This is a genomic window from Patescibacteria group bacterium, assembly GCA_018830295.1.
Lineage (GTDB): Bacteria > Patescibacteriota > Minisyncoccia > Portnoybacterales > UBA2143 > JAHJSM01.
In genome coordinates, this window is record JAHJSM010000001.1 from 1 (window position 1) to 21,938 (window position 21,938).

Consider the following 21,938-nt stretch of genomic DNA (forward strand, 5'->3'; position numbering starts at 1 on the left):
AGAGAGAGAGAGAGAGAGAGAGAGAGAGAGAGAGAGAGAGAGAGAGAGAGAGTTAAGCCATATTTGGGAGTTTTTTCCTTTCAAAATCTCCTTACTGCCTATTATCAATGCCGCAAGCGCAAAAGAAAAACCATCAACGCCGCCAAATTTGAATTAAATTTTGAAGAACGACTGCTTCAACTTGAACAAGAATTAAAAACCCATTCATACCAGCCTGGACAATCAATCTATTTTGTTATCACCAATCCAAAACCCCGAGAGGTTTTTGCCGCTGATTTCCGCGATAGAGTTATTCATCATCTTTTGGTTAATTATTTAGAGCCGATTTGGGAGAAAAAATTCATTCATCATTCTTATTCTTGCCGCGCGGGCAAGGGCGCTCATTACGCTATCAAAGATTTGAAAAGATTTTCAAGGAAAGTCAGTAATAATTTCTCCCAGTCGGCTTATTATCTCCAAGCCGATGTTTCGGCTTTTTTTATGTCCATTAAAAAAGCTCTTCTTTTTAATCTTATTAAACGCCACACTAAACATCCAGAAATTTTATGGCTAACCAAGCAAATCATTTTTCAAGACCCGATTAAAAACTTTTATCAAAAGGGCGACCCAAATCTTTCCCGCCTCATTCCTTCCCACAAATCGCTTTTCGAAGTTCCCGAAGGGCAAGGTCTGCCAATTGGCAATCTCACTTCTCAATTCTTCGCCAATGTTTATTTAAACGAACTAGACCAATTCGCCAAACACCAATTAAAAATCAAGTATTATCTCCGTTATGTTGACGACATAGTTATCTTGCATCAAAACCCAGAACAACTTAAAATCTGGCATCAAAAACTTAATCAATTTCTTAAAGAAAAATTAAAACTTCATTTCCACCCTAAAAAGTCGGTTCTCCAGTCAATTTATAGAGGCATCAACTTTGTCGGTTTTATTATTAAGCCCCATTATTCGCTCGTCCGAAGAAAAACTGTTGGAAACCTAAAAAGAAAACTATGGCAATTTAATCAGGCGCCCCTTCCCGAAACCGCTGAAATTTTTAATGAACAATTACAGCAAATCTTAGCCGTTATCAATTCCTATTACGGACAATTCAAGCATAGCCATACTTTCAATCTTAGAAAATCAATCTATCAAAAACACTTTAGAATTCTAAAAAGTTATCTTAAACCAGCAGACCAAAACTTCAGTCATTTTAAGATTAAAAATATCCCACAAAGAGAAACTCAATGAAGCCAAAGTTTTTTATGATTATTGCCAAGGGGGGCTAACGCACACAGCGCGAGTCATACTCCGTCGTCTTAAGATTGTTGTTTGTGTTGCCGTTGTTCAAGTTCGTGTTCCAGGCGTTGTGGGTATTGTTAGACCTAGTAGTAGCCGACCAAAAGTTGTTGTTAGCGTGAATTTCTTTCCGCTATTTTTCCTTGACTGAATTAATCCCCGCCGAAGCAGAGTATAATTCAACTAATACTTTATCCCGCGGCGCCTCGGGAAGCGGAATCGCAATAATCTAATGCTCGCTTTTTGCTCGTCCCGCAATATTGCGGAATTAAAACAAAAATTCTGGCTTCATTGAATTTCCCTTTTCACCCCGTTAGATAATTTTTTGATCTATTCTTAATATACCTTTTACCCCACGCTGTTTTCAAGTACTTTTCTCTGTGCGTTGCATCTTGCTGATTTAAACATGCTTCGTAATAAATTAATTTTAGTGGTCTTCTATTTTCGGTAGATTTTACTTTTCCATTTTTGTGTTTTTCTAATCTAACAATTAAATCTTTAGTATAACCAACATAAAAATAGCTATCTTTTAAACTTTGTAATACATAAACATAATACATAATTTTATCTTATCACAATTTTTATCTAACGAGAAATCCCTTATTAGATAATTTTATATCTAACGGGGTAAATTTTCAAAGAACCACTTTTCCCAACCGGATACTTGTTTGGAAATTTCCTCTAAAAAACGGTTTAAAAATTCTAATTTTTTAACATTAATTATTTTCAAATCGTAAGCCACCCTTAAATGAATTCTTAATCGTTCAATTCTCGTGTTTATTTCCGGAAAATAAATCCCCTTATCCTCTTTGGAATTGGTTATAATAATCCAATCCAAAAGTTCGCTGGCTGTTTCTTTTAATTTTTGGCCTAAGGAATATTTATATTCTCTGGGAAAATTATGCGTCGCGCGATAAACTTCAAGGTTTAAATCATATCCCTTTTGAAAAATTGGCAAATGAATATAGCGCGACATATCCCTCCCTCCCCCACAAATCTATAAATCTACAACAAATCTACAAATTTCTGGGAGATAGAACTCTAAAAAATTTAACACCGTTTGATGTAAAATTAGCAAGTATTGCCAACTTCATATCTGTTGCTTTTAAATATCCCTTGACTTGTTCTATATTTCTCTTTGAAAAGTAATTCCCTTTTTTGATTTCAAGTACTATTTTATCCTCAATAATAAAATCTAAATAATATCTGCCTATAACTTCATTTTTAACGGATATTTTATAAGGAGCTTGTCTTCTAAATTTTATCTTTTCCGCAATAAAATATTTTTCTATCGCTTTTTCGTAATACTTTTCTTGATAGCCGTAACCTAATTCATTATAGACATCAAATAATACACCGACAATTTTATAGCTTAATCTTTTATAAATTACTTTGTTTGTGTTTTGTCTTTCTTCTATCATTGTTCATATTATACATTTTTCCCATAAATCAACCAGCCCCCACAAATCTATAAATATTCAACATCCATCTTATTCGGTATTTGTAGATTTGTGAGATGATTTGTTGATTTGCGGGAGATTAAGAAAATAATTAAATTAAGAGAATTATCAAATCATAAAATATTGCCAGGGGGGCTAACGCACACAGCGCGAGTCATACTCATTAGTCTTAAGATTGGTGTCCGTGCTCCCGTGGCGCAAGTCCGTGTACCAAGCGCTGTGGGTACTGTAAGATTTAGTAGTAGCCGACCAAAAGTTGAAGTTAGCGTGAGGGAGATTCCCCCAGGAACCGTCAATATAGGCCTGCATTAACTCCTTTTGGTGCGGCAAACGCCAATTACCGTCTCCTATGGCTTTGCAACCTGTAATATTCGGCGTGCTGGTCGCGGTGACGCATTGACAAGCGTCATCGCCATCGGCGGTACAAGTTCCCGGATTTGCCCAACTTCCTGGCGCCCAGCAATTATTCGCCCACCACCAATTATGATTGGTCCCGCTATCTAAATAATCAGACCAAATCTGACCCGTATTATTATCTTGATAACAAACATCGCCCGTACATGCCGTAGAATCTCCTGTTTTGCAATAATTATTGGCCGCGGCGCATTGTGTCCAAGAAGCGGCAAAACTGTCAGTCGGTCTTGCGCCATTATCATTATAATCATCTACCCCGCCTAAGGCCTGCGTGTAAAAAGCGAAATCAGTCGCGGGACTAGTCGCCGAGCCGTTTTTTATATTCACAACCGAAAACATACTTCTGTTATTCAAATATTCCAGCCGCTCTAAAATATTTCCATCTATATTGGCGGCTATTGTGGTTGAACTGTAGCCCGACTGAGCGAGCGCGTCTAAATAACCCGCCCGCGCGTCTGTCCAAGTGTTGGTTGTTAAAGCGGTTGAAGAAGGCGCTGTGTAATCATAATTGGTTTTAAACCAGCCAAAAAGCGTATCGGTGCTGGTGGCAACCGTGGAAGAGCCGAGATGATAAGCGATACTGCCGGCGAACGGAGTGGTTGAAGCGGTTGAACTTGAAATTAAAAATCTCAAATCTGAATTAAGCAAATCTAAATAATTGGCTCTTGCGTCTGTCCAAGTATTGGTCGTTAAGGCGGTTGAAGAAGGAGCGGTGTAATTATAAGTTGTCTTGAACCAGCCAAAAAGCGTATCAGTGCTGGTGGCGGCGGTCATATCCATATTATCCACAATCAGTTTGCCAATGCTTCCGGCAGTAGTCAATTCCGAAGTCGCTTTGTCCCAGATATTGGCGGCCAAACTCGCTATCGCTTCGCTCATCGCCTCCAAACTATCCGTCGTTCGGTCAAAAGTGTCATTAATATCTTTCGCCGCCATTTCTAAAAGAGAATGCATTGTCCCCGCCGGACTCGCCGAGGGCTCTAAATCCCCTGCTCTAACAATCGTATAAACAGCCATTATGGAAATAATAATCACAATCATTAAACTCCATAAACCTGGTTTATGGGCGAAGATAATCTTGCTCAAGCGCCCTTTTTTAAATTTTTTTGCCATAAATTTTTATCAACAAAAAAACGGGCTTTTTGTTTTAAGAAAACAAAAAACCCGCTCCTCGCCAAAACTCATTATTTTTAACAAATAGCGAAAGACCTGTGTGTGTGTGTGTGTGTGTGTGTGTGTGTGTGTGTAGTATTGCTCATATTTTATCCCTCTTGGAAGTTCGGATTCTAAGTAGGTTTTTAAACACTTAGTTTTAATTCTAATCTTTCAATTCTTCGTTTATGATTTTCTAATTTTTTATCTTGACGCTTATAAATTTTCATTCCTGATTTATTTTCGGTTTGTAAATCAGTAAGTTGTTTGCAAATTTTATCTTGTCCGCTTAAAACTTTATCAAATTTTTCTTTGATTTGCTCATCAACTTTTTCAAATTTTTTGTCTATTTTGTCAAATCTTTCAGCAGCTACCTCAAATTGCCTATCTATGCCTTCAAATTTTTTGTCGTTTTTTCTAAACCCATAATCAACCGCCTCTAAAATAACCTTGCTTTGGCTCGCCAGCGCTTTATCTAAGGTTTTTTCTAAAGTTTCTTCTAAATCTTTTTTGGTAACGAATTGATCGTCTTTATTTTTTCCTAACATTTTTTTTATTTTCTTTAATTTTTAAATACTTTCTAATATATTTTAACATTTTTTCAGAACATTTGCCACATAAAGCAAAAGACAGCCATTCTCCTCTTCCATTTATTCGACAATCAATCCACTTGGATTTCTCGGATATAGAAGAATGTTTTTCTTTTTTTGTTTTATTGCAAATATCGCACTTTGTAATTTCCATACTGGCATCTTACCACAAAACGCCCAAAACAACAAAACAAGGTTGTGGATAAAATTATTCTTCAACCTCAATCGCCTGGACCGGACAGACATCAACCGCCTCCTGGGCGCATTTCAAATCGCCGCCATCCTTAAGAACCGCTTTATTATCGCTGTCCATCTCAAAACAGTCCGAACAAACAGCGACGCAACTGCCGCACCCGATGCACTTATCTTTGTCTATTTTTATTTTCATATTTATAATTTAAATAATTTTATTTTCTCTTCAACGACCTTTTGGACCGCCTCAACAACAGGCGCCATAATATTATGCGGTTTTGTCTCGTCTGGATTTTTTTGGAGAAATTTTCTTAACGACCCCGCGTAAGCCATTCTTAATTCTGTATTAATATTAATCTTAACGATTCCTAATTCAATCGCTTTTTTAATATCCTCTTCTGGAGTGCCCGAACCGCCATGCAGGCATAAAAACGCTTTTTCGCCTAAAATATCGCTAATTTCCTTTAATCGCTCAAGAAAAAGATGCGGATTTTTTAAGTTTTCATTTTTAACAATCCCGTGAATGTTCCCAATAGCAATCGCCAAAGTGTCAATTCCCGTCTCTTGAACAAACCTCAACGCCTCCTCGGGAACAGTCAAATCCTCCTCTTTTATTTCCACCGCCTCATGCAATTCCGAACCGCCCCTTAAATATCCCATCTCGCCTTCAACATTCAAAACGCCATTGTTTTTGGCAAACTCAACAACTCTTTTCGTTATTTCCGCGTTCTCCTTAAAACTCAACGCCGAACCGTCAAAATGAACTGAATCGTATCCGTCTTGAATCGCTTCTTCAACAATCTCAAACGATTTTCCATGGTCTAAATGCAAAACAATCGGCAGACCTGTTTCTTCCCGCCAAGCATCAATCGCCGCCTTGATTTGTTTGCCGCCAATAAACTTTTTTTCGCTTTCAGAGGTGGAGATAATAACGGGGCTTTTTAATTTTCGCGCCGCTTGAACAATCGCCCTAACCCCTTCTAAACCTGACGCGTTAAAAGCGCCAATCGCGTTCTTATTTTGTCTTGCTTCTTTAAATATGTTTAACATAGTTTTATAAACTAATATATCCCTTATCTAAATTCTCCATCGTTAATTTATTAATCGTCTTCTCGCCCATATATTCGGAAAAAACCTTATTCCAAAGCGCTTCTTTTTGATGGTAAAGATGTCTGGAATTAAAATCCGCCTTCCTTAAAAAAGAAATTCCATTATCAAACAAATCAAAACTAATTAACTCCCCCTTCGCGGATTTGCCAGATGGAAAATATTGGGCGACCATATCTAACCCCTGCCAAAACCCAAGTTCCAAATCGTTAAACCGCTGAGCAAACTTCTCAATTGTCGCCGCCGCTTGGGTGTAATGTAATGACTCTGGATTGATGTGGGGCTCGGCCAACAAAGGGTCTTCTGGATTTTTCTTGCCTAAATATTTCGGAATAATCCGCCAATTAATTTCGTCCTTGCCTGATGGGGGCATCTCCCCGACTCCCACTTTGAGCGCGCCAACTAATTTACGAGCGAAATCCGATTTCTGGCTATATATCTCAAAAAGACGCGAATGCCAATTTACTTCATAAATGTAATGAAGAATCATAAAAAATAGATAAAGCATTTCATTCGGACCGCTCGCGCCAGTCGGGATAATAAAAACCATCCCCGCTTCTTTAAGATGGCTCATGTGGTGGAGTTTGTTGCCAAAAAAATTTTTGCCAAGCCCTGTCCACCTTTCCGGCAAAACCATAACTTTTATTTCTCTCTTTTCAAAATCATCTTTTTTGAGTTCGCTATATGGTTTAAAAAAAACATTGTTCAGCCATTCCCCGTCCTCCGCGAACCTCAAAGCGGAAAAAATTTCAAAGCAATCCTCTTTTTCAATCATTTTATCAATGTCGCTGCCATAGCCCAAACTATTCATAATTTGCTTAGGAGGATTTAGTTTAAGCAGTTCTTCGGCTTTTTCTTTTTTAAGGTAAAATCCATTTAAATTGCCCGTTAATTCGCCGGTAGCGTGAATTAAACTGCGACAACCAGCTGCTGTCATGAGGTCTGGCTTTTGAAAATGTTCAAAAAGAGATTGATTTGTTTTTTTTGTTTTCTTTATAAGCGCCTGATAAACCTCTTCCGCTTGAATATCAAAAAAATTCTCATCCGCTCCAAACCCTAAGCCAACCAATGATTGCCTAACTTTATGCTCGTTCTCGCGAACAATACTTTCTATAACCCCCTCTTTCCCGCTCGCCCGCCCCATTACCTTCTCCAAATCCAAAACAACCTTCTCGGATGTCCCCAATAACTTCGCTAATTGTAAAACTTCCGTCCGCATAAAATTAATATTTTAATGTATTACAACTTTGACTTTTTCCCACTCTCCCCATTCGCCCCTTTTTAAGAGGCCGTTGGTGGCGCCCATTTTTTGGACGACTGATGTGGCGTTGGCAGTCGCTAATTGGATGGCGTAAGAAATATCTTCTTTTTCAATCCAGCCCGCGACAAAAGCAGCGCTAAAAGCGTCTCCTGCGCCGGTGCGGTCAACTAATCCCGATTTTGGAATACCGGCTGAATATATTTTTTTGCCGTCCGAGACAACCACTCCCTCGGGGCCTTTTGTCATAACCGCAATTCCTTTAACTAATTTATCTAATTTCTTAAAAATTTCTTCTTCATTCTTAAAATCAACTTGAGTTAAAAGAGAGGCCTCTTCTTGATTAACTATTAAAATATCAACTTTATCAAGCAAAGCGCGCGTTTTCTCCAACCCTTCGCCTAACTGGCTTTCGCCAACCGGACTTGCGGCTATTTTAATCTTGTTTTCCACGGCAAAATCAAACAAGGCGCCAAGCGATTTATACGCCTCGCCCGATAAAGAACCAGCGTAAATCCATTTTGTTTTAATTTTTTCAAACGGAATATCTTGTTCGGTCATTTCATGGCAAGCCCCTAATTTTTTTAAAATACTTCGCTCGGTTTCAGGCAAAGAGAGAATAACCGAAAAAGCGGTTGGATATTTATCTGTTTCAATTAATAAATCGGTTGAAACGCCTTGAGCCGCGAGTTCATCCTTAATCATTTGCCCAGGATAATCCTTGCCAACCAAACCCAAATAAGCCGTTTTTAATCCCTGCCTGGCGAATGTCACAGCCGCGTTTGTCCCGCATCCCCCCATGGCGAAATGAACGCTATCAACTTTCATTTTTGAACCCAAGGGAACGCAAAGCCCTTTTTTGGTAATGAATTTTTCGCTTTCAATCACTTTTAAATTCTTGCTACTCATAAAAATATCTTGAGTAGCCGAACCAAGAGTTATAATGTCGTATTCCATAAGCAAAATTTATTTTCTTTTCAAAACCCTCATGACCGCTTTTTGAATGTGTTTTGCGGTTAATCCGAATTTATCCATTAATTCGTCAGTTGTTCCCGACTCGCCCCAGCGATCTTGAACGCCAATCATTTCCACGGGAACCGGACATTCTCTCGCCAAAACCTCGCAAACGGCGCTCCCCATTCCACCCTGAACTTGATGGTCTTCCGCTGTGACGATCGCGCCTGTTCTTTCAGCCGCCTCAATAATCGTTTCTTCGTCAATCGGCTTGATAGTGTGATTATTGATTACACCTATGGAAAGACCTTTTTCTTCTAAATTATGAGCCGCCAAAAGCGCTTCGTGAACAGTCGGGCCGCAAGCGATAATTGTCGCGTCAGCGCCCTTGCGGAAAACATTCGCTTTTCCAATTTTAAAAGGTGTTTCTTTTGTGGTAAAAATCGGTGTCGCTTCTCGCGCGAACCTCAAATAGACCGGTCCGTTCATTTCCCCCGCCGCGATTGTCGCTTTTTTCGTCTCAATCATATCACAAGGAGCCAAAACAGTCATATTAGGCAAACAGCGAGTAATGGCGATATCTTCCAGTCCTTGATGAGTAGCGCCATCCGCTCCGACGGAAATCCCCGCATGCGCGCCAGTTAATTTAACATTCGCCTTGTTATAGGCGACGCTAATTCGTATCTGGTCCCAGTTCCGCCCCGGACAAAAAACCGAATAAGTTGAAGCAAAAGGAACCTTCCCCGCCAAAGCCAATCCAACCGCCACGCCCGCCATATTCTGCTCGGCAATCCCGCATTGAATAAACCTGTCCGGATATTTATCCCTAAACCAATCAACCCTCGTTGAGGCGGTTAAATCAGCGCCCAAAGCGACCACATTCTCGTTTTTATCCCCAAGTTCAACCAACCCCTCGCCGAACCCGTCGCGAGTCGGCTTTTGTTCTAACTTTTCTTTTTGATAAACATTTTTGTCTAAGTTCATAATATTATTGGTTAAATTGGGGGCTGCCCCCGTTGCGGGGGCAGCCCCCAAACTTACTTAATCATTTTCACTTTTAATCTTTCCGCCTAAAGTCCTTAAACAAGCAAGCGCTTTCTTTGCTTCTTCAGGGCAAGGCGTTTTGCCGTGCCATGAATATTCCCATTCTATAAAATCAACTCCCTTGCCCGGAATCGTATGGGCAATAATCAAAGTTGGTTTCTCAAAAATCGCTTTTGATTTATTGCAAGCGTCAATAATTTCCCTAATATTATGCCCGTCAACATCCAAAACATGCCACCCAAACGCCTCGTATTTTTCTTTGAGCGGCTCTATTGGCATAACATCTTCTGTATAACCGTCAATTTGAATATTATTCCTATCCATAATTTGCGTCAGATTAAAAAGACGATACTTGCCCGCAAACATAACCGCTTCCCAAACCTGACCCTCATTATGTTCGCCGTCGCTCCCTAAACACCAAACCCAATTATCTTTTTTATCAATCTTGCTAAACGAATAAGCCATTCCGCAAGCGATTGACAACCCCTGCCCCAAAGAACCGCCCGAGGTCTCAAGCCCCGGCAATTCCAATCGGTTAGGATGTCCTTGCAAACGGCTGCCTAATTTTCGCAGTGTCTTTAATTCGCTCACGGGAAAATATCCCGCGCGCGCCATCGCCGCGTACATGACTGGACAAATATGAGCGTTAGAAAGAATGAGGCGGTCTCTTTCTTCCCAGTCGGGTTTTTTGGGATTATGCTTCATTACCCCGCCTAAATAAAGAGCGGTAAAAACATCCGCCATCCCAAGCGACCCCGCCGAATGCCCCGACTTTGCTTCGGTCAGCATTTTAATAATATCCTCCCTAATCTCATTCGCCTTTTTGTCTAATTCTTGTGTGTCCATATTTTTTTATGTTAATTTTAATTCTAATTTTTCAACTCTATTTTCTAAATTAAGCAATTGTTTTTTGTCATTTTTTTGATTAAGTTTAATTTCTCTTATGTCAGCTTTAATGTCCGCAAATTCCTGACTGTGTTTTCTTATAATTTTGCCGTGCTTTGTTAAAATATCTTCTATCGCTAAAACCCTTCGTTCTATGCTATTTAATTTAGTTTTTATATCTGATATATCTTCCTTCATTTTATCAAATTTCTCGTCCATCTTATTGAATTTTTTATCAACATTATCAAATCCATTTTTAGTTATCATAGCCAAATTCTCAATCTCTTTTTTAAGATTTTTGTCAACATTTTCAAAACCTTGTTTGACTATAGAAGCCAAATTCTCAATTGTCATTTTTTTCTTTTCTTTTATAAATGGCATGATTTTAATTCCTCAATTGATTTTTTGATATCTTCGCTTTTAAAAATGGCGCTTCCGACGGCTAAAATATCCGCGCCCGCTCGAACGACTTTTTGAGCCGTTTCTAAATTAATTCCTCCATCAACCTCTATTTTAACATTTTCATCCCTCTCCCGCAAAGCCCTAATTTTCCCCAAGGTCGCTTCTATAAATTCTTGTCCGCCGCGGCCAGGACGGACGGTCATTATTAAAACACTTAAAATACTTGAAACATTAAGAAATGGGCTTAACTCGTTTGCGGAGGTTTCGGGGTTGATGGCGATACTCGCTTCCAGACCGGCGTCTTGAATTTTTTTAATCACTTCGCCTAATTTTTTTGTCGCTTCGTAGTGGATAATAATCCTTTTGACGCCTGATTTAATCCAACTATCAATTACATCCTCCGGTTTCTCAACCATTAAATGCGCTTCCAGTTTTAAGTTTGTTTTTAACTTTTTTAAATCGGATGGATGATTCCATGTTATATTATCCACAAATTTCCCGTCCATCACATCTAATTGCGCCCACTCAACAAACGGCTCAATTTGCTTGATTTTATCTTTCAATTCCTCAAAATCTTTCGCGATAATAGCGGGAATAACTTGTATCATAAATTATCTATTATCTATCTCTTTAATTTTACTCAACCTCCTCTTATGCCTCTCTTCTCCGCTGAATTCTGTTTCTAGCCAGACGCGCGTAATTTTTTTAGCCGTTTCGGTGTCTAACGCTTTTCCCGCCAAGCAAAGGACATTCGTATCGTTATGCTCGCGCGATTGCAAGGCGGTAAAATCATCCCAGCAAACCGCCGCCCGAACCCCCGCAACTTTATTGGCGGCAATCGCCATTCCCAACCCAGTGGAACAAATTAAAAGCCCCCTTCCTCCCGTTTCAGATACTTTCTTCCCCACGGCCAACGCAAAATCAGGATAATCATCCAAAGGATCCAAATCCTTATTGCCTAAATCTTCAAACTCGTATCCTAATTCTAAAAGATATTTTTTAAGCTCTTCTTTTAAATAAAAGCCCGCGTGGTCACTGCCAATGTAAAGCATAATAATAAAAATTTAATTATTTCCCTCCAATAAACGCCGCGAAATCCGCTAAACGACAGGCGTATCCCCACTCATTGTCATACCATGCCAAAACCTTAACCAAATTTTTTCCTTGAACCATTGTTGACGACGCATCTATAATCGCCGAATAGGAATCTTCTTTGTAGTCAATAGAAACCAAAGGCGCCTCTTCAACTCTCAAAATCCCTTTCCATTTTTCTTCCTCCGCCGCTTTTTTGAAAACCGCGTTCACTTCTTCAACACTCGTTTCTTTTTTAACCCGAGCCGTAAAATCAACTAAAGAAACGGTTGGAGTTGGAACGCGAATCGCCATCCCGTGTATTTTTCCTTTTAATTCCGGGATTGTTTTTGTCACGGCGATAGCCGCTCCCGTAGTCGTCGGGACTAAAGACAAAGCCGCCGCCCTCGCCCGACGCAAATCTTTATGCGGAGAATCAAGCAAGCGTTGGTCGTTGGTATAACTATGAATTGTCGTCATTAACCCCGTTTCTATTTCAAAATTGTCGTTCAAAATTTTTGCCACTGGCGCCAAACAATTGGTCGTGCAAGAACCCATGGAAACAACATCGTCTTTTCCAAAATCATATTTATCGCTATTAACGCCTAAGATAAAATGAGGAACTTCCGAACCCTTGCAAGGCGCGGAAATAATCGCTTTTTGGGCTCCCGCCGCAAGATGCTTTTGCCCGCCTTCTAAATTCGTAAAAAATCCCGTGCACTCCAAAACAACTTCCACGCCCAAGTCCTTCCAGGGAAGTTTGCTTGGGTCTCTTTCCGCCAAGACCTTGACCGCTTTGCCGCCGACAACTATGCCGCTCTCGGTAAAATCAATCTCTTTGTCGTAGATTCCATAAACAGAATCATACTTCAAAAGATGAGCCAATGTCTTCGTGTCTGTCAAATCATTAACAACAGAAATATCCAAATCAGGATATTTTTCCAAAATCCTCCGAAAAACCGCCCGCCCAATCCGCCCAAAACCATTTATCGCAATTTTTGTCATATTTTTTTTATAATTTAACCCTCAAATCCACCTGTCACCCAATCCATTTCATTTTGCCAATTTCTGCTTGGGCAGCTCCATCCAGAACTTTCTGGATGAGGCCTGCCGCTTGTTTCCATATCTACAACACCTAAAACGAAAAATGCTCCTCGGGAAGAATCACAGCCAGAACTTCCTGCGCCGTAGCGATAATATCTATATCCGCCGCAAGATGCTGTAGTTTTTGGATCTCCCGATACGCTCGCTATAATTCCAGCTGTTTCTAATGGCAAAATGAAAGGATCTCCGCTCCCTGGTCCACCGTTATATCCCACATCCCAGCCGCCACAATCATTATCTGTATTTCCTGGATAAACGCCATTGCTGTCATAATACAAATTCAAACCAAGAATTATTTGTCGCATATCTGATAATCTTGTCGCGTCCCGGCTCTTCTTCCGCGCGCTATTAATGCTGACCAAAACAATGCTCGCCAAAATCCCGATAATAGCGATAACGACGAGAAGTTCAATTAGAGTAAAACCTTTTTTGTTTTTGAGATATTTCATGCTAATTAGGGGGCTGCCCCCGCAACGGGGGCAGCCCCCGTCTTAAATTACAACCCTAATTTTTCAACAATCTTATCCCTGTCAAATCCGACGATCATTTCTCCGTTAATTTCAATCACAGGCACGCCCATTTGTCCTGATTTTTCAATCATTTCCTCCCTCGCTTTTTCATCCTCCGCCACATTAATATGTTCGTACTGAACGCCTTTTTCGTCCAAAAACGCCCCCAAAGTTACGCAATATGGGCAAGATGGAGTGCTGAAAACTCTAACTTTATTTTGACTATTTGTATTGTTTTCCATAATTTTAACACCGGGGACAGTCCCCATTCAGAATGGGGACTGTCCCCTTTTAATTACTGTCCCCTCACTCATTATTACTGATATACTTATACGCGCTTAACGCCGCTTTTGCCCCTTCGCCCGCCGCGATAATCATTTGTTTGTATAAGACCCCGCTCACATCTCCCGCGGCGAAAATATTAGGTCGCGAGGACGCGTTGCGTGAATTAATTTTTATCTCGCCCCACTCATTTAATTCTACCACATTTTTAACTAAAGAGGAATTGGGGATAGAACCGATTGCGACAAAAATCCCTTCCACCGACATTTCTTTCATTTCTTCGGAAGCGCCGTTCTGATAAACCAAGCCGCTCACAAATTTATCCCCCTTTATTTCCTGAACCGTCGCGCCCGTCATAATCTCAATTTTGTCCGACTTTTCAAGCCGCTCCTGGAGAACCTCATCCGCCCTTAAAACCGAACGCGCCAAAAGATAGACCTTAGAAGCGTAAACAGCCGCCTCCAAAGCCGTATTCGCCGCCGAATTGCCCCCGCCAATCACAGCGACTTCTTTATCTTTAAACATGGGCGCGTCGCAGGTCGCGCAGAAAACAATTCCCTTCCCGATAAATTTTTCCTCATTTGGAAGACCCAATCTTTTTGGCGTTCTGCCCGTCGCAATAATAAGCGCCCTTCCCTCATAAGAACCGTCTTCCGTTTCCACCTCAACCGTCAATCCGTTATCCACAAGCAAGACATTTTTAACCCCCAAACCTTCTTTAATTTCTATTTCGTTTTTTTTCAACTGCCCAACCATCCTCTCAACCAATTCCGCGCCAGAGACCGGTTCAACCCCCGCGTAATTCTCAACCAAAGGCGCCAAGGCCGCCTGCCCGCCCCAACTCTTGGCAATCAAAAGCGTCTTCATTTTTTTCCGAGCCGCATAAATCCCCGCCGAAATAGCAGCCGGCCCCCCACCGATAATAATTAAATCATACATAAGGTTATTTACTATTTTAATTGGTTTTCTTTTGTTAAATCAATCTTTAACTGATCAACCACCACAACTTTACTTTTTTCAAAAATATTCATCAAATTAGAATATTCTTTAAATAAATCCGGTGTATTAATGTTTTTATAATCAAATTGAATTTGTAAATACTTGTCTTTTTGAATTTGTTCAATAAAATTATCAAAGTTGAAATCAACAACAGGATACAGGGTTTTATTAAAATCTACAAATCCATACATTCTTATATTTAATTTGCCTTTTAATTTATCGAATAATTCTAAACTGAATGTTTTTGAATTTACAATAAAAACAAAATAAATTTCATTATTATACAAACCAATTTCGCAAAAATCTGTTGTAATTGTTGGTAAATCTTCTTTAATCAGATTTCCATTATTATCATAATTATTTTTCGTATATTCTAATTTAGAAACAAATTCCTTATTCTTGATCAGTATTTTGCGAAATTGGTTCAAGTCTTCAATGTTCATATATAAATTTATTCTATTATAAACTCTGTCGGCTATCCTATAGCCGACCTACATCGCGGGTTGTAAAATTTTGACTTCATAGCGCAATCTTTCGGATAGTTGTTCCGCAATGTTAAACCCCCGAGGTCTAACACCTCACCTTATCTGTGTATAAATAGATATTGACAATAACAGTTATTTTGATACAATATAGTTAATCACTACGAAAAAGACCCTGATGCGGTTTCGTCCGCATTGGGGGCTTTTTTGTTTTCAAGCATTTTTTTATCTTGCGGTTGTTTTAAATAATTTCTTTTTGTTGATACTTGTTTGCCTGTCCTTCTTTCAATGTCTTTTCTGGTTGACCCAGCCACTTCTCCACCTTCGTTGGCATCCTTTTTTAATGGAATAAATCCTTTTGAATTTCTGTCCTTGGTTATTTTAGTTGTTGTCGCTTCGCCTAACATGGTTAAAATCAACTCTAAATCTTCCATGTGGTCTCTTAAATTCTCTCTTTTTAATTTCTTAAACTTTTTATATTCCGATGGCGTCATGCCAAAAGTCGCTTTTGAAATTTCTGCTGTTAAAATCTCATATTCTTTTTGCTGTTTAACGCCCCGTTTCTGCCATTCATCAGTCAATGTATCGCGAACTTCAATCCCACGCATTCTTTTGGCAATCCATGAATCAGAATATCCCTTTGCTTTGTATAAAAATCTTGTTCTTTTGGTCGCCAATTCAGGGTCCTCAATTTCCTGAATTCTTTCATAGCCAACTCGCGCCAGCCATCGTTTGAAAGGTTCTGCTTTTGGAGAAGGGATAGATTGAACAATACGCAAAATCCCTTCGGCATTGGCGCAATTCAACTTTTGCTTGCCGCCAGCCGTATTTATGGAAAGGGGGGTGGCAATTTGCCCCCACCCTTTGTTTAATTCTAAGTCGCGCCTGCGCATATCTTTCAAATATCCATCGGACTGAACAGAATCAGTTAATACAGCCACCACATCAACAATCGCAAACCACCATTCATTATTATGAATAATTTTTCTAATCTCTTTCTTGTGGAAAATTGCTATTTGGGTTGTAGTTTTTATTTTTTTCTTAGGCATAATTTATGGCAAAAATTATCCTTTATTCGCTAAATTTATACTTTCCTGCGTATATTTTTTTAAATAATTAATTTGTTTTTTATTTAAGAACTCGCAAGCGAATTCCCAGTGGAAGGAAACCCATTGACCAATTCGCGGCTCTTTGATAAAACCGTCTTGATTCATCTCAAATAAAATTTTTTGCGGAATTAAATTCCCAAGTTTTAACTCATCTTTTTCCAAAATCAACGGCTGATATTCCACTTCCAAATACGGCTTTTTAATTTTCTTAATTTTCCCCCAACTAATCCGACATAAATCCATCGTGCTTAATGTGTGCGCGACATCTAAATTTCCCGTCCGTTTCCAAACATTAAAAACATGAAAACTATGATGCGGCTTGGCGCCCAAGGGAATCTTGCTAACCGTTTGCTTAAATAATTTAGGGTTTAATTTTTTCTTAAGTTGCTGCTCGTCAATTAAATGATGATACAACGCCGATTTATCAATATTTTCCAAAAGTTGATTGCCGATCCAATACGCTTCAATTACTCTTTCGTCAAAAGGATCTCTAATCTGATTAGCGCGCGCGATTAATTCCAAATACGGATAAAGCGTTTGAAATTTTTCTAAAATTAAATTTAATCCCCCGTCAACCTCTCCTGTCTGGCAATAATAGAGCAAGTCCCTGTTTTTATCCGGCCCGCAAAAACTTAATTTGTTGGGCATAAAAGCGTATCGCGCGCATCTTAAAATTCCTTCGCAATTAAGCGACAATCGCTGATTTTCTTTCTTTTCCAACATAAAAGTAGATTATTCCGAGCGCCGTAAAAATCAAAGAAATACCTAAAATCTGATTAACCGCCAAACTTCCGCCCAAAAACAAAACTGACAGCAGTGTTGTAATCGGACTCGCCAAAAGCAGAATTGTCGCCGCGACGGAAACTTTGACATATTTCAATCCAGTATACCATGTCGCGACATACCCAAAAAGCAAAACTGCCGTGATCATAACCCATCCCGTTTGTTCTAAATTTAAAGAGCCAAGCGAACTAAATTGTCCCGTCGCCAGCAAGAAGAGAATAATAAAAATTGAGCCAAAAAACATTCTTCCCCATATAACAATTCTTGCGGGAAGTTCTTTGAGCAGATGCTTGCTTAAAACATTTTCAGAAGCCCAAAGCAAGGTCGCTAAAAAAATGAGCAAGTCGCCATATCCAAATTGATGGGGTAATATTTTCAAGAGAAAAATGTTGCCTAAAAACAAAAGTAATCCGCCAATTAAAAAATTTTTGCTAATTTTTTCTTTCAAAAAAACAACCGCTAAAAGAGCGACAAAAACAAACATCGTTTTGTGGATAAAAGCGGCTTGTATCGGAGCGGTTAAAGACAATCCTTTAAAGTATAAAAGAAAAGGAATTGAGCCGCCGACCAATCCAACCGCCAAAAGCGAGAGCCATTGCGTTTTCCCGAGCTCTTTTAAAACACGCCAGTCCTTCATCATTAAAAGCCAGCAAACAACCAACAAGGCGACAATAATATTTTTTAGTCCCGTGAAAATATACGGGTTAACCACACTCACGCCAAACTTGCTAATAAAGACAACCCCACCCGAAATAAATGCTGTAATTAAAATTAAAAGAAACCCTTTGTTTTTGTTCATATTTGTATTATAATATTTTTATGTGTTTAGCTATTCCAAGCAAGGTTGTTAAAATTGAAGGAAAATGGGCGAATGTCCAAGCGGGCGACCATCAACATCGGGTTGATTTGAGTTTGCTTAAAAATGTAAAAGTCGGCGATTATATTTTCATCCACGACGAACTGGCAATTAACAAAATTCCCAAGACCGAAGCGAAGAAAATCCTGAAAATGATAAAAGACCATACTCATACCTGCGACCATCATCATTAATGCGCTGAACAACTAATACAGGGATCGTACGCCCTGACTAACATTGTCAACAATTTCTCCATCTCTTCTCGCGATTTATTTTTCGTTTGTCCCAAAAGCGCCTTGGCGCTTTTTTCAATTGATGTCAAATTCTGAACCGTCGGCGTAATAATGTTGGCGTAAATAATATCGTTATCCTGACTCAAATGAACCTCATGATAAAGCCCGCCTCGCGGCGCCTCCGTAGAACCAATCCCCTTTAATGACGGATTGGATGATTGTTTAATCGCTTCAGCGTTAATTTTCATTTCAAGCAATTTTTCAACAATTTCTATCGCTTTTTGGTGGTAATAAAGGGTCTCAATCGCTTGGGCGATATTATTATGAAAAGGATTGGCAAAATCTATTTTTTCGCCCCTTTTAATTTTTTCGTTAACCGCCAAGCGCGCCAAAGAACCGACTAGGGTTTCTTCGCCTTTGTATTTGCTGAATTTAGCGGTTGAATATTCTCTGACTTCTTCTTCTATGTTTTTTTTGTAATCCGTAATGAGCGACTTGTCTTTCTTCTCTATATCTGTTGAAGAAACTGCAATAATATATTCCCCTTCTTGAGCGGCCAATTTCAAATCCACTTTTAATTCGGGATACTCAATCCCTTCAAAAATCTGAATTGTTTTTCGCGCCGCGTCTTCGGTCTCTTTTAATTTTTTGAGAAGAACTTTCAGAGCGGATTTGGTCGGGACTTTATGAAAACCGCCAATTGTGGTCGTAGTCGGATGAACAATTCGCCCGCCGACAATTTGAACAATTTTATCGGAAACCTCTTTCAGCGATAAAGCGTCCTTAAAAGCGGCTGGATTTTTTGGAGCCAATTCAGTCGCTCGGTCAATGCCGATATAATCAGGCAAAACCAAAAAGAAAAGATGAAGTACATGACTCTGAATCATCTGTCCGCATTGCATTAAATCGCGCAAAAGAACGGTCGTTTTGCTCGGCTTAATTCCCAAAGCGTTTTCAATCGCGTTCAAAGAAGCCAAATTATGAGCGGTCGGACAAACGCCGCAAATCCGCGGAGTAATCCACGCCATTTCTTCGGCTGTTCTGCCAACCAAGATTCCCTCAAAAAGCCGCTCTCCCTCAAAAATATTGAGTTTGACCTCGCCCGCGTCCCAATCAATATTCAAATTCCCATGCCCCTCAATTTTCGCGATAAAATTTTGCATTTTTAAAAATAAGTATTCTGAAATTTATGAGCGTGTTGGGAGCCCTTTGGGCTAAAACGCGAAAAAATTTAGAATACGAAGTTTTTGTTTGTTTTATTCCTGATCTACTTTATTTAAGAACATACTAAAATATCTCTCAATTTCTTTTTTGTCCGTGATATTATTTAAAATTTTTAATAAAGCGTCAATATTCGCGTCCTCGCGTAAGCCAAAGCAACCATAACAGGGCGAACCGCCGTTGACGCAAACAGCCCCGCATCCGCCTTGGGTAATCGGTCCTAAACAAGGTTTCTCGTCTATAAGACGGCAAGGATTGCCCGCCTGCTTACATTCAAAACAAACCGAATAGCCGCGATAAGACGGCTTTTTCCCGCTTAATAATTCTTCCACTGTTCTGACTAATTCGCTTTCTTCAATCGGACAGCCGTGAATTAAAAAATCAACATGGATATAGGCGCTTAATGGCAAGGCGTCAATTCCTCTCGGCTTGTATTTTTCTCCGTAAATTTTCTTGCACCATTTCTCCCTCTCGCTCTTTTCCATAATCGCCGGAATACCGCCCAGGGTGGCGCAACTTCCCAACCCAATCAAAAACTTTGATTTCTCGCGCAATGATTTAATTAAATCAATCTCTTCTTGCGTAATCGGCGCTCCTTCAATGAGCGTCACATCAAATGGCCCGTCTTCTTTCCGCTCCTGCCCCAAACGCCAGTCAACAATATCAATTCTTTTTTCCAAAACCAAAAGTTTCTCCCTTAAAGAGACGATTTTCACCTCACACCCCTCGCAATCAGTCAGGTCGTAAATAGCAACTCTTGGATTTGAATTTTTTTTAGTCATGATTTTTATCAATCTCGTCAAAATTAAAAACTGGACCGTCTTGGCAGACATATTTGCTCCCAGTCGCGCAGTGCTGGCACTTGCCCAACCCGCACTGCATCTTTCTTTCCACATTAACAAAAATTCTTCTATCGGCAATTCCCAATGGCCTCAATATTTTTTCAAGCGCCTCCATCATGGGCCCGGGGCCGCACATCGCCGCGACCGCATCAACCGCGTTTATCTTTATATCATCAATTAATTCCGAAACCATTCCGACATATCCCTTCCAATTTTTATCCGGCTTATCAACCGTCAACAAAACCTTAATATCTTTTTCCCATTTCTTAATCGCGTCCATCATTAATAAGTCCTTGGGCGTTCGCGCTCCGTAAATTAAATAGACATTCCCAAAATCTCCCCTGTTTTTAATAATATACTCAATCAAAGCGGCAATGGGAGGAATGCCACATCCGCCCGTAACCATGACGACATCCTTGCCCGACATAAAATCAACGGGAAATCCATTTCCATAAGGACCTCGCAAAAACGCTTCATCGCCTTCTTTTAATTGATGCAACTTCTCCGTCAAAACACCGGCCTTTCTAACAACCAAATCCAGATACCTTTTTTCATAAGGTGAGGAAGCCGCCCCAAAAGGCGCTTCGCCCCAGCCAAAAAGCCCAAACAAAAGAAATTGCCCCGGATTAAAAACCAGACCATTTTCATCCGCCTTAAACACACTCTTGCCTGGCTTCGGCGAGGCAAGGCGAAAACGGCTCACATTAGAAGAAAGTTTTTCTATCTTAATAATTTTAACTTTTTCTGGTTCGTAAATATTTTTCATAATCCTCCACTATCTCCATTAAAACGCCTGCGATTCCGATGCCGGCGGGACAGTTGTTTTTGCAATTTCCGCAGGCGACACATTGCGATTTTCCATATTCCTTGTAGGCGCGGACGAATTTGTGATAAAACCAATTGTAATACCGCTCTTTAACCGTCGGATGAAATTTATGCCCTCCGGCGATTTTTGAAAAATTAGGCAGAGTACAAGCGTCCCACTGGCGACAACGAGAACAACTCTCGCCGTCTAAATTAACTCTGTCCTCAATAGAAAAACAATGACATAAGGGACAAACATAAGTGCAAATTCCGCAACCCAAACATTTTTTCGCCAATTCGTCCCAAATTTTATGATTCGCCGACCAGGCGACCGCTTCCGCCAGCAACTCCGAATCAAGAAGCATCTCTTTCATTGGATTTGAATCGGTTGAATATTTCTTAATAACTGGCTTGGCTATTTTTTTAATCAATTTACTTTTAATCGCCTTCTTTCCTTTTTCTGTTAAAACCAAAACCTGATATTGTTTAGAATTTATTTTTTCTAAAATAATATCCCCGCCCATTGGGACAATAACTGTATTATCAGTCAAACCGACTAAAACCGATTTTTCTCTTCTTCGCCAATAATAAAAATCTTTTCGCGGCTTCTCCATGATTTCGTCCAACTGCGTCATCGCTTCCAAATGCGCCATATTTAAACCAAAAAGCAAAACTCGCCCCTCATAATCGGGAACGCTTAACTTTTGGCTTTTCAAGTCAAAGTTAAATGTTTCTTCCTTAGGCGGAAAAAAATATTGCTTCGGAGGCAAGACGCTTTTCCGAACATCAAAAACCGCGAAGCCCTTTTTTAACTCCTTCAGCCAGTTTTTTATTTCTTTTTTTTCTATTACTAAAGGCATTATTATTATAATATCACAAAACTCAAAAAAACAAAAATCCTGATTCT

The 21,938-nt window shown here is 39.7% G+C and carries 29 protein-coding genes; 2 read left to right on the forward strand and 27 right to left on the reverse strand.

The features are described from left to right. Positions 1–1,230 (forward strand): reverse transcriptase/maturase family protein (locus KKF19_00005; protein MBU2579341.1); only part of this gene is annotated, 1,230 nt, incomplete at its 5' end. A gap of 353 nt (positions 1,231–1,583) precedes the next feature. Here KKF19_00005 and KKF19_00010 read toward each other — a convergent pair. From KKF19_00010 to KKF19_00120, 23 genes are all read right to left on the reverse strand, one after another. Continuing rightward, positions 1,584–1,838 (reverse strand): GIY-YIG nuclease family protein, encoded by a 255-nt coding sequence (locus KKF19_00010; protein MBU2579342.1) that lies wholly within the window; start codon positions 1,836–1,838, stop codon positions 1,584–1,586. A 59-nt stretch (positions 1,839–1,897) separates the two neighbouring features. Continuing rightward, on the reverse strand, positions 1,898–2,254 hold the full coding sequence (locus tag KKF19_00015) for a four helix bundle protein (protein ID MBU2579343.1): 357 nt from the start codon (positions 2,252–2,254) through the stop codon (positions 1,898–1,900). Positions 2,255–2,294: 40 nt separating this feature from the next. Further along, positions 2,295–2,699 (reverse strand): GxxExxY protein, encoded by a 405-nt coding sequence (locus tag KKF19_00020; GenBank protein ID MBU2579344.1) that lies wholly within the window; start codon positions 2,697–2,699, stop codon positions 2,295–2,297. Positions 2,700–2,873: 174 nt separating this feature from the next. Beyond that, a complete protein-coding gene (locus KKF19_00025; protein MBU2579345.1) occupies positions 2,874–4,265 on the reverse strand; it encodes a DUF1566 domain-containing protein in 1,392 nt (463 codons plus the stop codon). A gap of 185 nt (positions 4,266–4,450) precedes the next feature. After that, positions 4,451–4,852 (reverse strand): hypothetical protein, encoded by a 402-nt coding sequence (locus KKF19_00030; GenBank protein MBU2579346.1) that lies wholly within the window; start codon positions 4,850–4,852, stop codon positions 4,451–4,453. Continuing rightward, positions 4,836–5,048 (reverse strand): hypothetical protein, encoded by a 213-nt coding sequence (locus tag KKF19_00035; GenBank protein ID MBU2579347.1) that lies wholly within the window; start codon positions 5,046–5,048, stop codon positions 4,836–4,838. The genes KKF19_00030 and KKF19_00035 overlap by 17 nt, the downstream gene beginning before the upstream one ends. Positions 5,049–5,102: 54 nt before the next feature. Then, positions 5,103–5,282, reverse strand: a complete 180-nt coding sequence (locus KKF19_00040) for a ferredoxin (GenBank protein MBU2579348.1) — start codon at positions 5,280–5,282, stop codon at positions 5,103–5,105. A 2-nt stretch (positions 5,283–5,284) separates the two neighbouring features. After that, positions 5,285–6,136 carry a class II fructose-bisphosphate aldolase gene (locus KKF19_00045; protein MBU2579349.1) on the reverse strand — a complete coding sequence of 284 codons (852 nt, stop codon included), beginning with the start codon at positions 6,134–6,136 and terminating at the stop codon, positions 5,285–5,287. Positions 6,137–6,140: 4 nt separating this feature from the next. Next, positions 6,141–7,412 (reverse strand): hypothetical protein, encoded by a 1,272-nt coding sequence (locus tag KKF19_00050; GenBank protein ID MBU2579350.1) that lies wholly within the window; start codon positions 7,410–7,412, stop codon positions 6,141–6,143. A 12-nt stretch (positions 7,413–7,424) separates the two neighbouring features. After that, entirely contained in the window at positions 7,425–8,408 is a 984-nt protein-coding gene (locus tag KKF19_00055; protein ID MBU2579351.1) for a carbohydrate kinase family protein, read from the reverse strand. Positions 8,409–8,417: 9 nt separating this feature from the next. Then, on the reverse strand, positions 8,418–9,389 hold the full coding sequence (locus KKF19_00060; protein MBU2579352.1) for a transketolase family protein: 972 nt from the start codon (positions 9,387–9,389) through the stop codon (positions 8,418–8,420). Between the two features lie 57 nt (positions 9,390–9,446). Continuing rightward, positions 9,447–10,295 carry a transketolase gene (locus KKF19_00065; protein ID MBU2579353.1) on the reverse strand — a complete coding sequence of 283 codons (849 nt, stop codon included), beginning with the start codon at positions 10,293–10,295 and terminating at the stop codon, positions 9,447–9,449. 6 nt (positions 10,296–10,301) lie between these two features. Then, a complete protein-coding gene (locus KKF19_00070) occupies positions 10,302–10,715 on the reverse strand; it encodes a hypothetical protein (protein ID MBU2579354.1) in 414 nt (137 codons plus the stop codon). Further along, positions 10,703–11,344, reverse strand: a complete 642-nt coding sequence (locus KKF19_00075) for a ribulose-phosphate 3-epimerase (protein MBU2579355.1) — start codon at positions 11,342–11,344, stop codon at positions 10,703–10,705. The genes KKF19_00070 and KKF19_00075 overlap by 13 nt, the downstream gene beginning before the upstream one ends. A gap of 3 nt (positions 11,345–11,347) precedes the next feature. Then, positions 11,348–11,791, reverse strand: coding sequence for a ribose 5-phosphate isomerase B (gene rpiB, locus KKF19_00080; GenBank protein ID MBU2579356.1), 444 nt, complete (start codon positions 11,789–11,791; stop codon positions 11,348–11,350). A gap of 13 nt (positions 11,792–11,804) precedes the next feature. Further along, positions 11,805–12,812 carry a type I glyceraldehyde-3-phosphate dehydrogenase gene (gene gap / locus KKF19_00085; GenBank protein ID MBU2579357.1) on the reverse strand — a complete coding sequence of 336 codons (1,008 nt, stop codon included), beginning with the start codon at positions 12,810–12,812 and terminating at the stop codon, positions 11,805–11,807. 14 nt (positions 12,813–12,826) lie between these two features. Next, on the reverse strand, positions 12,827–13,360 hold the full coding sequence (locus KKF19_00090; GenBank protein MBU2579358.1) for a type II secretion system GspH family protein: 534 nt from the start codon (positions 13,358–13,360) through the stop codon (positions 12,827–12,829). A gap of 47 nt (positions 13,361–13,407) precedes the next feature. Continuing rightward, on the reverse strand, positions 13,408–13,662 hold the full coding sequence (locus tag KKF19_00095; protein MBU2579359.1) for a glutathione S-transferase N-terminal domain-containing protein: 255 nt from the start codon (positions 13,660–13,662) through the stop codon (positions 13,408–13,410). 64 nt (positions 13,663–13,726) lie between these two features. Next, on the reverse strand, positions 13,727–14,641 hold the full coding sequence (locus tag KKF19_00100) for an FAD-dependent oxidoreductase (GenBank protein ID MBU2579360.1): 915 nt from the start codon (positions 14,639–14,641) through the stop codon (positions 13,727–13,729). Positions 14,642–14,652: 11 nt separating this feature from the next. Beyond that, positions 14,653–15,144: a hypothetical protein gene (locus tag KKF19_00105; GenBank protein ID MBU2579361.1), complete on the reverse strand. Its 492-nt coding sequence runs from the start codon at positions 15,142–15,144 to the stop codon at positions 14,653–14,655. A 200-nt stretch (positions 15,145–15,344) separates the two neighbouring features. Beyond that, positions 15,345–16,232: a Bro-N domain-containing protein gene (locus KKF19_00110; protein MBU2579362.1), complete on the reverse strand. Its 888-nt coding sequence runs from the start codon at positions 16,230–16,232 to the stop codon at positions 15,345–15,347. 15 nt (positions 16,233–16,247) lie between these two features. Next, a complete protein-coding gene (locus KKF19_00115) occupies positions 16,248–17,015 on the reverse strand; it encodes a hypothetical protein (GenBank protein ID MBU2579363.1) in 768 nt (255 codons plus the stop codon). Continuing rightward, on the reverse strand, positions 16,978–17,874 hold the full coding sequence (locus KKF19_00120; protein MBU2579364.1) for a DMT family transporter: 897 nt from the start codon (positions 17,872–17,874) through the stop codon (positions 16,978–16,980). Before KKF19_00120 ends, KKF19_00115 begins: the two co-directional genes overlap by 38 nt. 20 nt (positions 17,875–17,894) lie before the next feature. Here KKF19_00120 and KKF19_00125 point away from each other — a divergent pair, with 20 nt between their 5' ends. After that, positions 17,895–18,125, forward strand: a complete 231-nt coding sequence (locus KKF19_00125; protein MBU2579365.1) for a HypC/HybG/HupF family hydrogenase formation chaperone — start codon at positions 17,895–17,897, stop codon at positions 18,123–18,125. Here the strand turns inward: KKF19_00125 and KKF19_00130 are convergent. The 4 genes from KKF19_00130 to KKF19_00145 form a co-directional block, all read right to left on the reverse strand. Beyond that, complete coding sequence (locus KKF19_00130; protein ID MBU2579366.1) at positions 18,122–19,327, reverse strand: Ni/Fe hydrogenase subunit alpha; 1,206 nt, start codon at positions 19,325–19,327, stop codon at positions 18,122–18,124. The genes KKF19_00125 and KKF19_00130 overlap by 4 nt on opposite strands. A gap of 93 nt (positions 19,328–19,420) precedes the next feature. After that, positions 19,421–20,167 carry a hypothetical protein gene (locus KKF19_00135; GenBank protein MBU2579367.1) on the reverse strand — a complete coding sequence of 249 codons (747 nt, stop codon included), beginning with the start codon at positions 20,165–20,167 and terminating at the stop codon, positions 19,421–19,423. Further along, positions 20,160–20,993 carry an FAD/NAD(P)-binding protein gene (locus tag KKF19_00140; GenBank protein MBU2579368.1) on the reverse strand — a complete coding sequence of 278 codons (834 nt, stop codon included), beginning with the start codon at positions 20,991–20,993 and terminating at the stop codon, positions 20,160–20,162. The genes KKF19_00135 and KKF19_00140 overlap by 8 nt, the downstream gene beginning before the upstream one ends. After that, positions 20,962–21,891, reverse strand: a complete 930-nt coding sequence (locus tag KKF19_00145; GenBank protein ID MBU2579369.1) for a 4Fe-4S dicluster domain-containing protein — start codon at positions 21,889–21,891, stop codon at positions 20,962–20,964. The genes KKF19_00140 and KKF19_00145 overlap by 32 nt, the downstream gene beginning before the upstream one ends. Between the last annotated feature and the right edge of the window lie 47 nt (positions 21,892–21,938).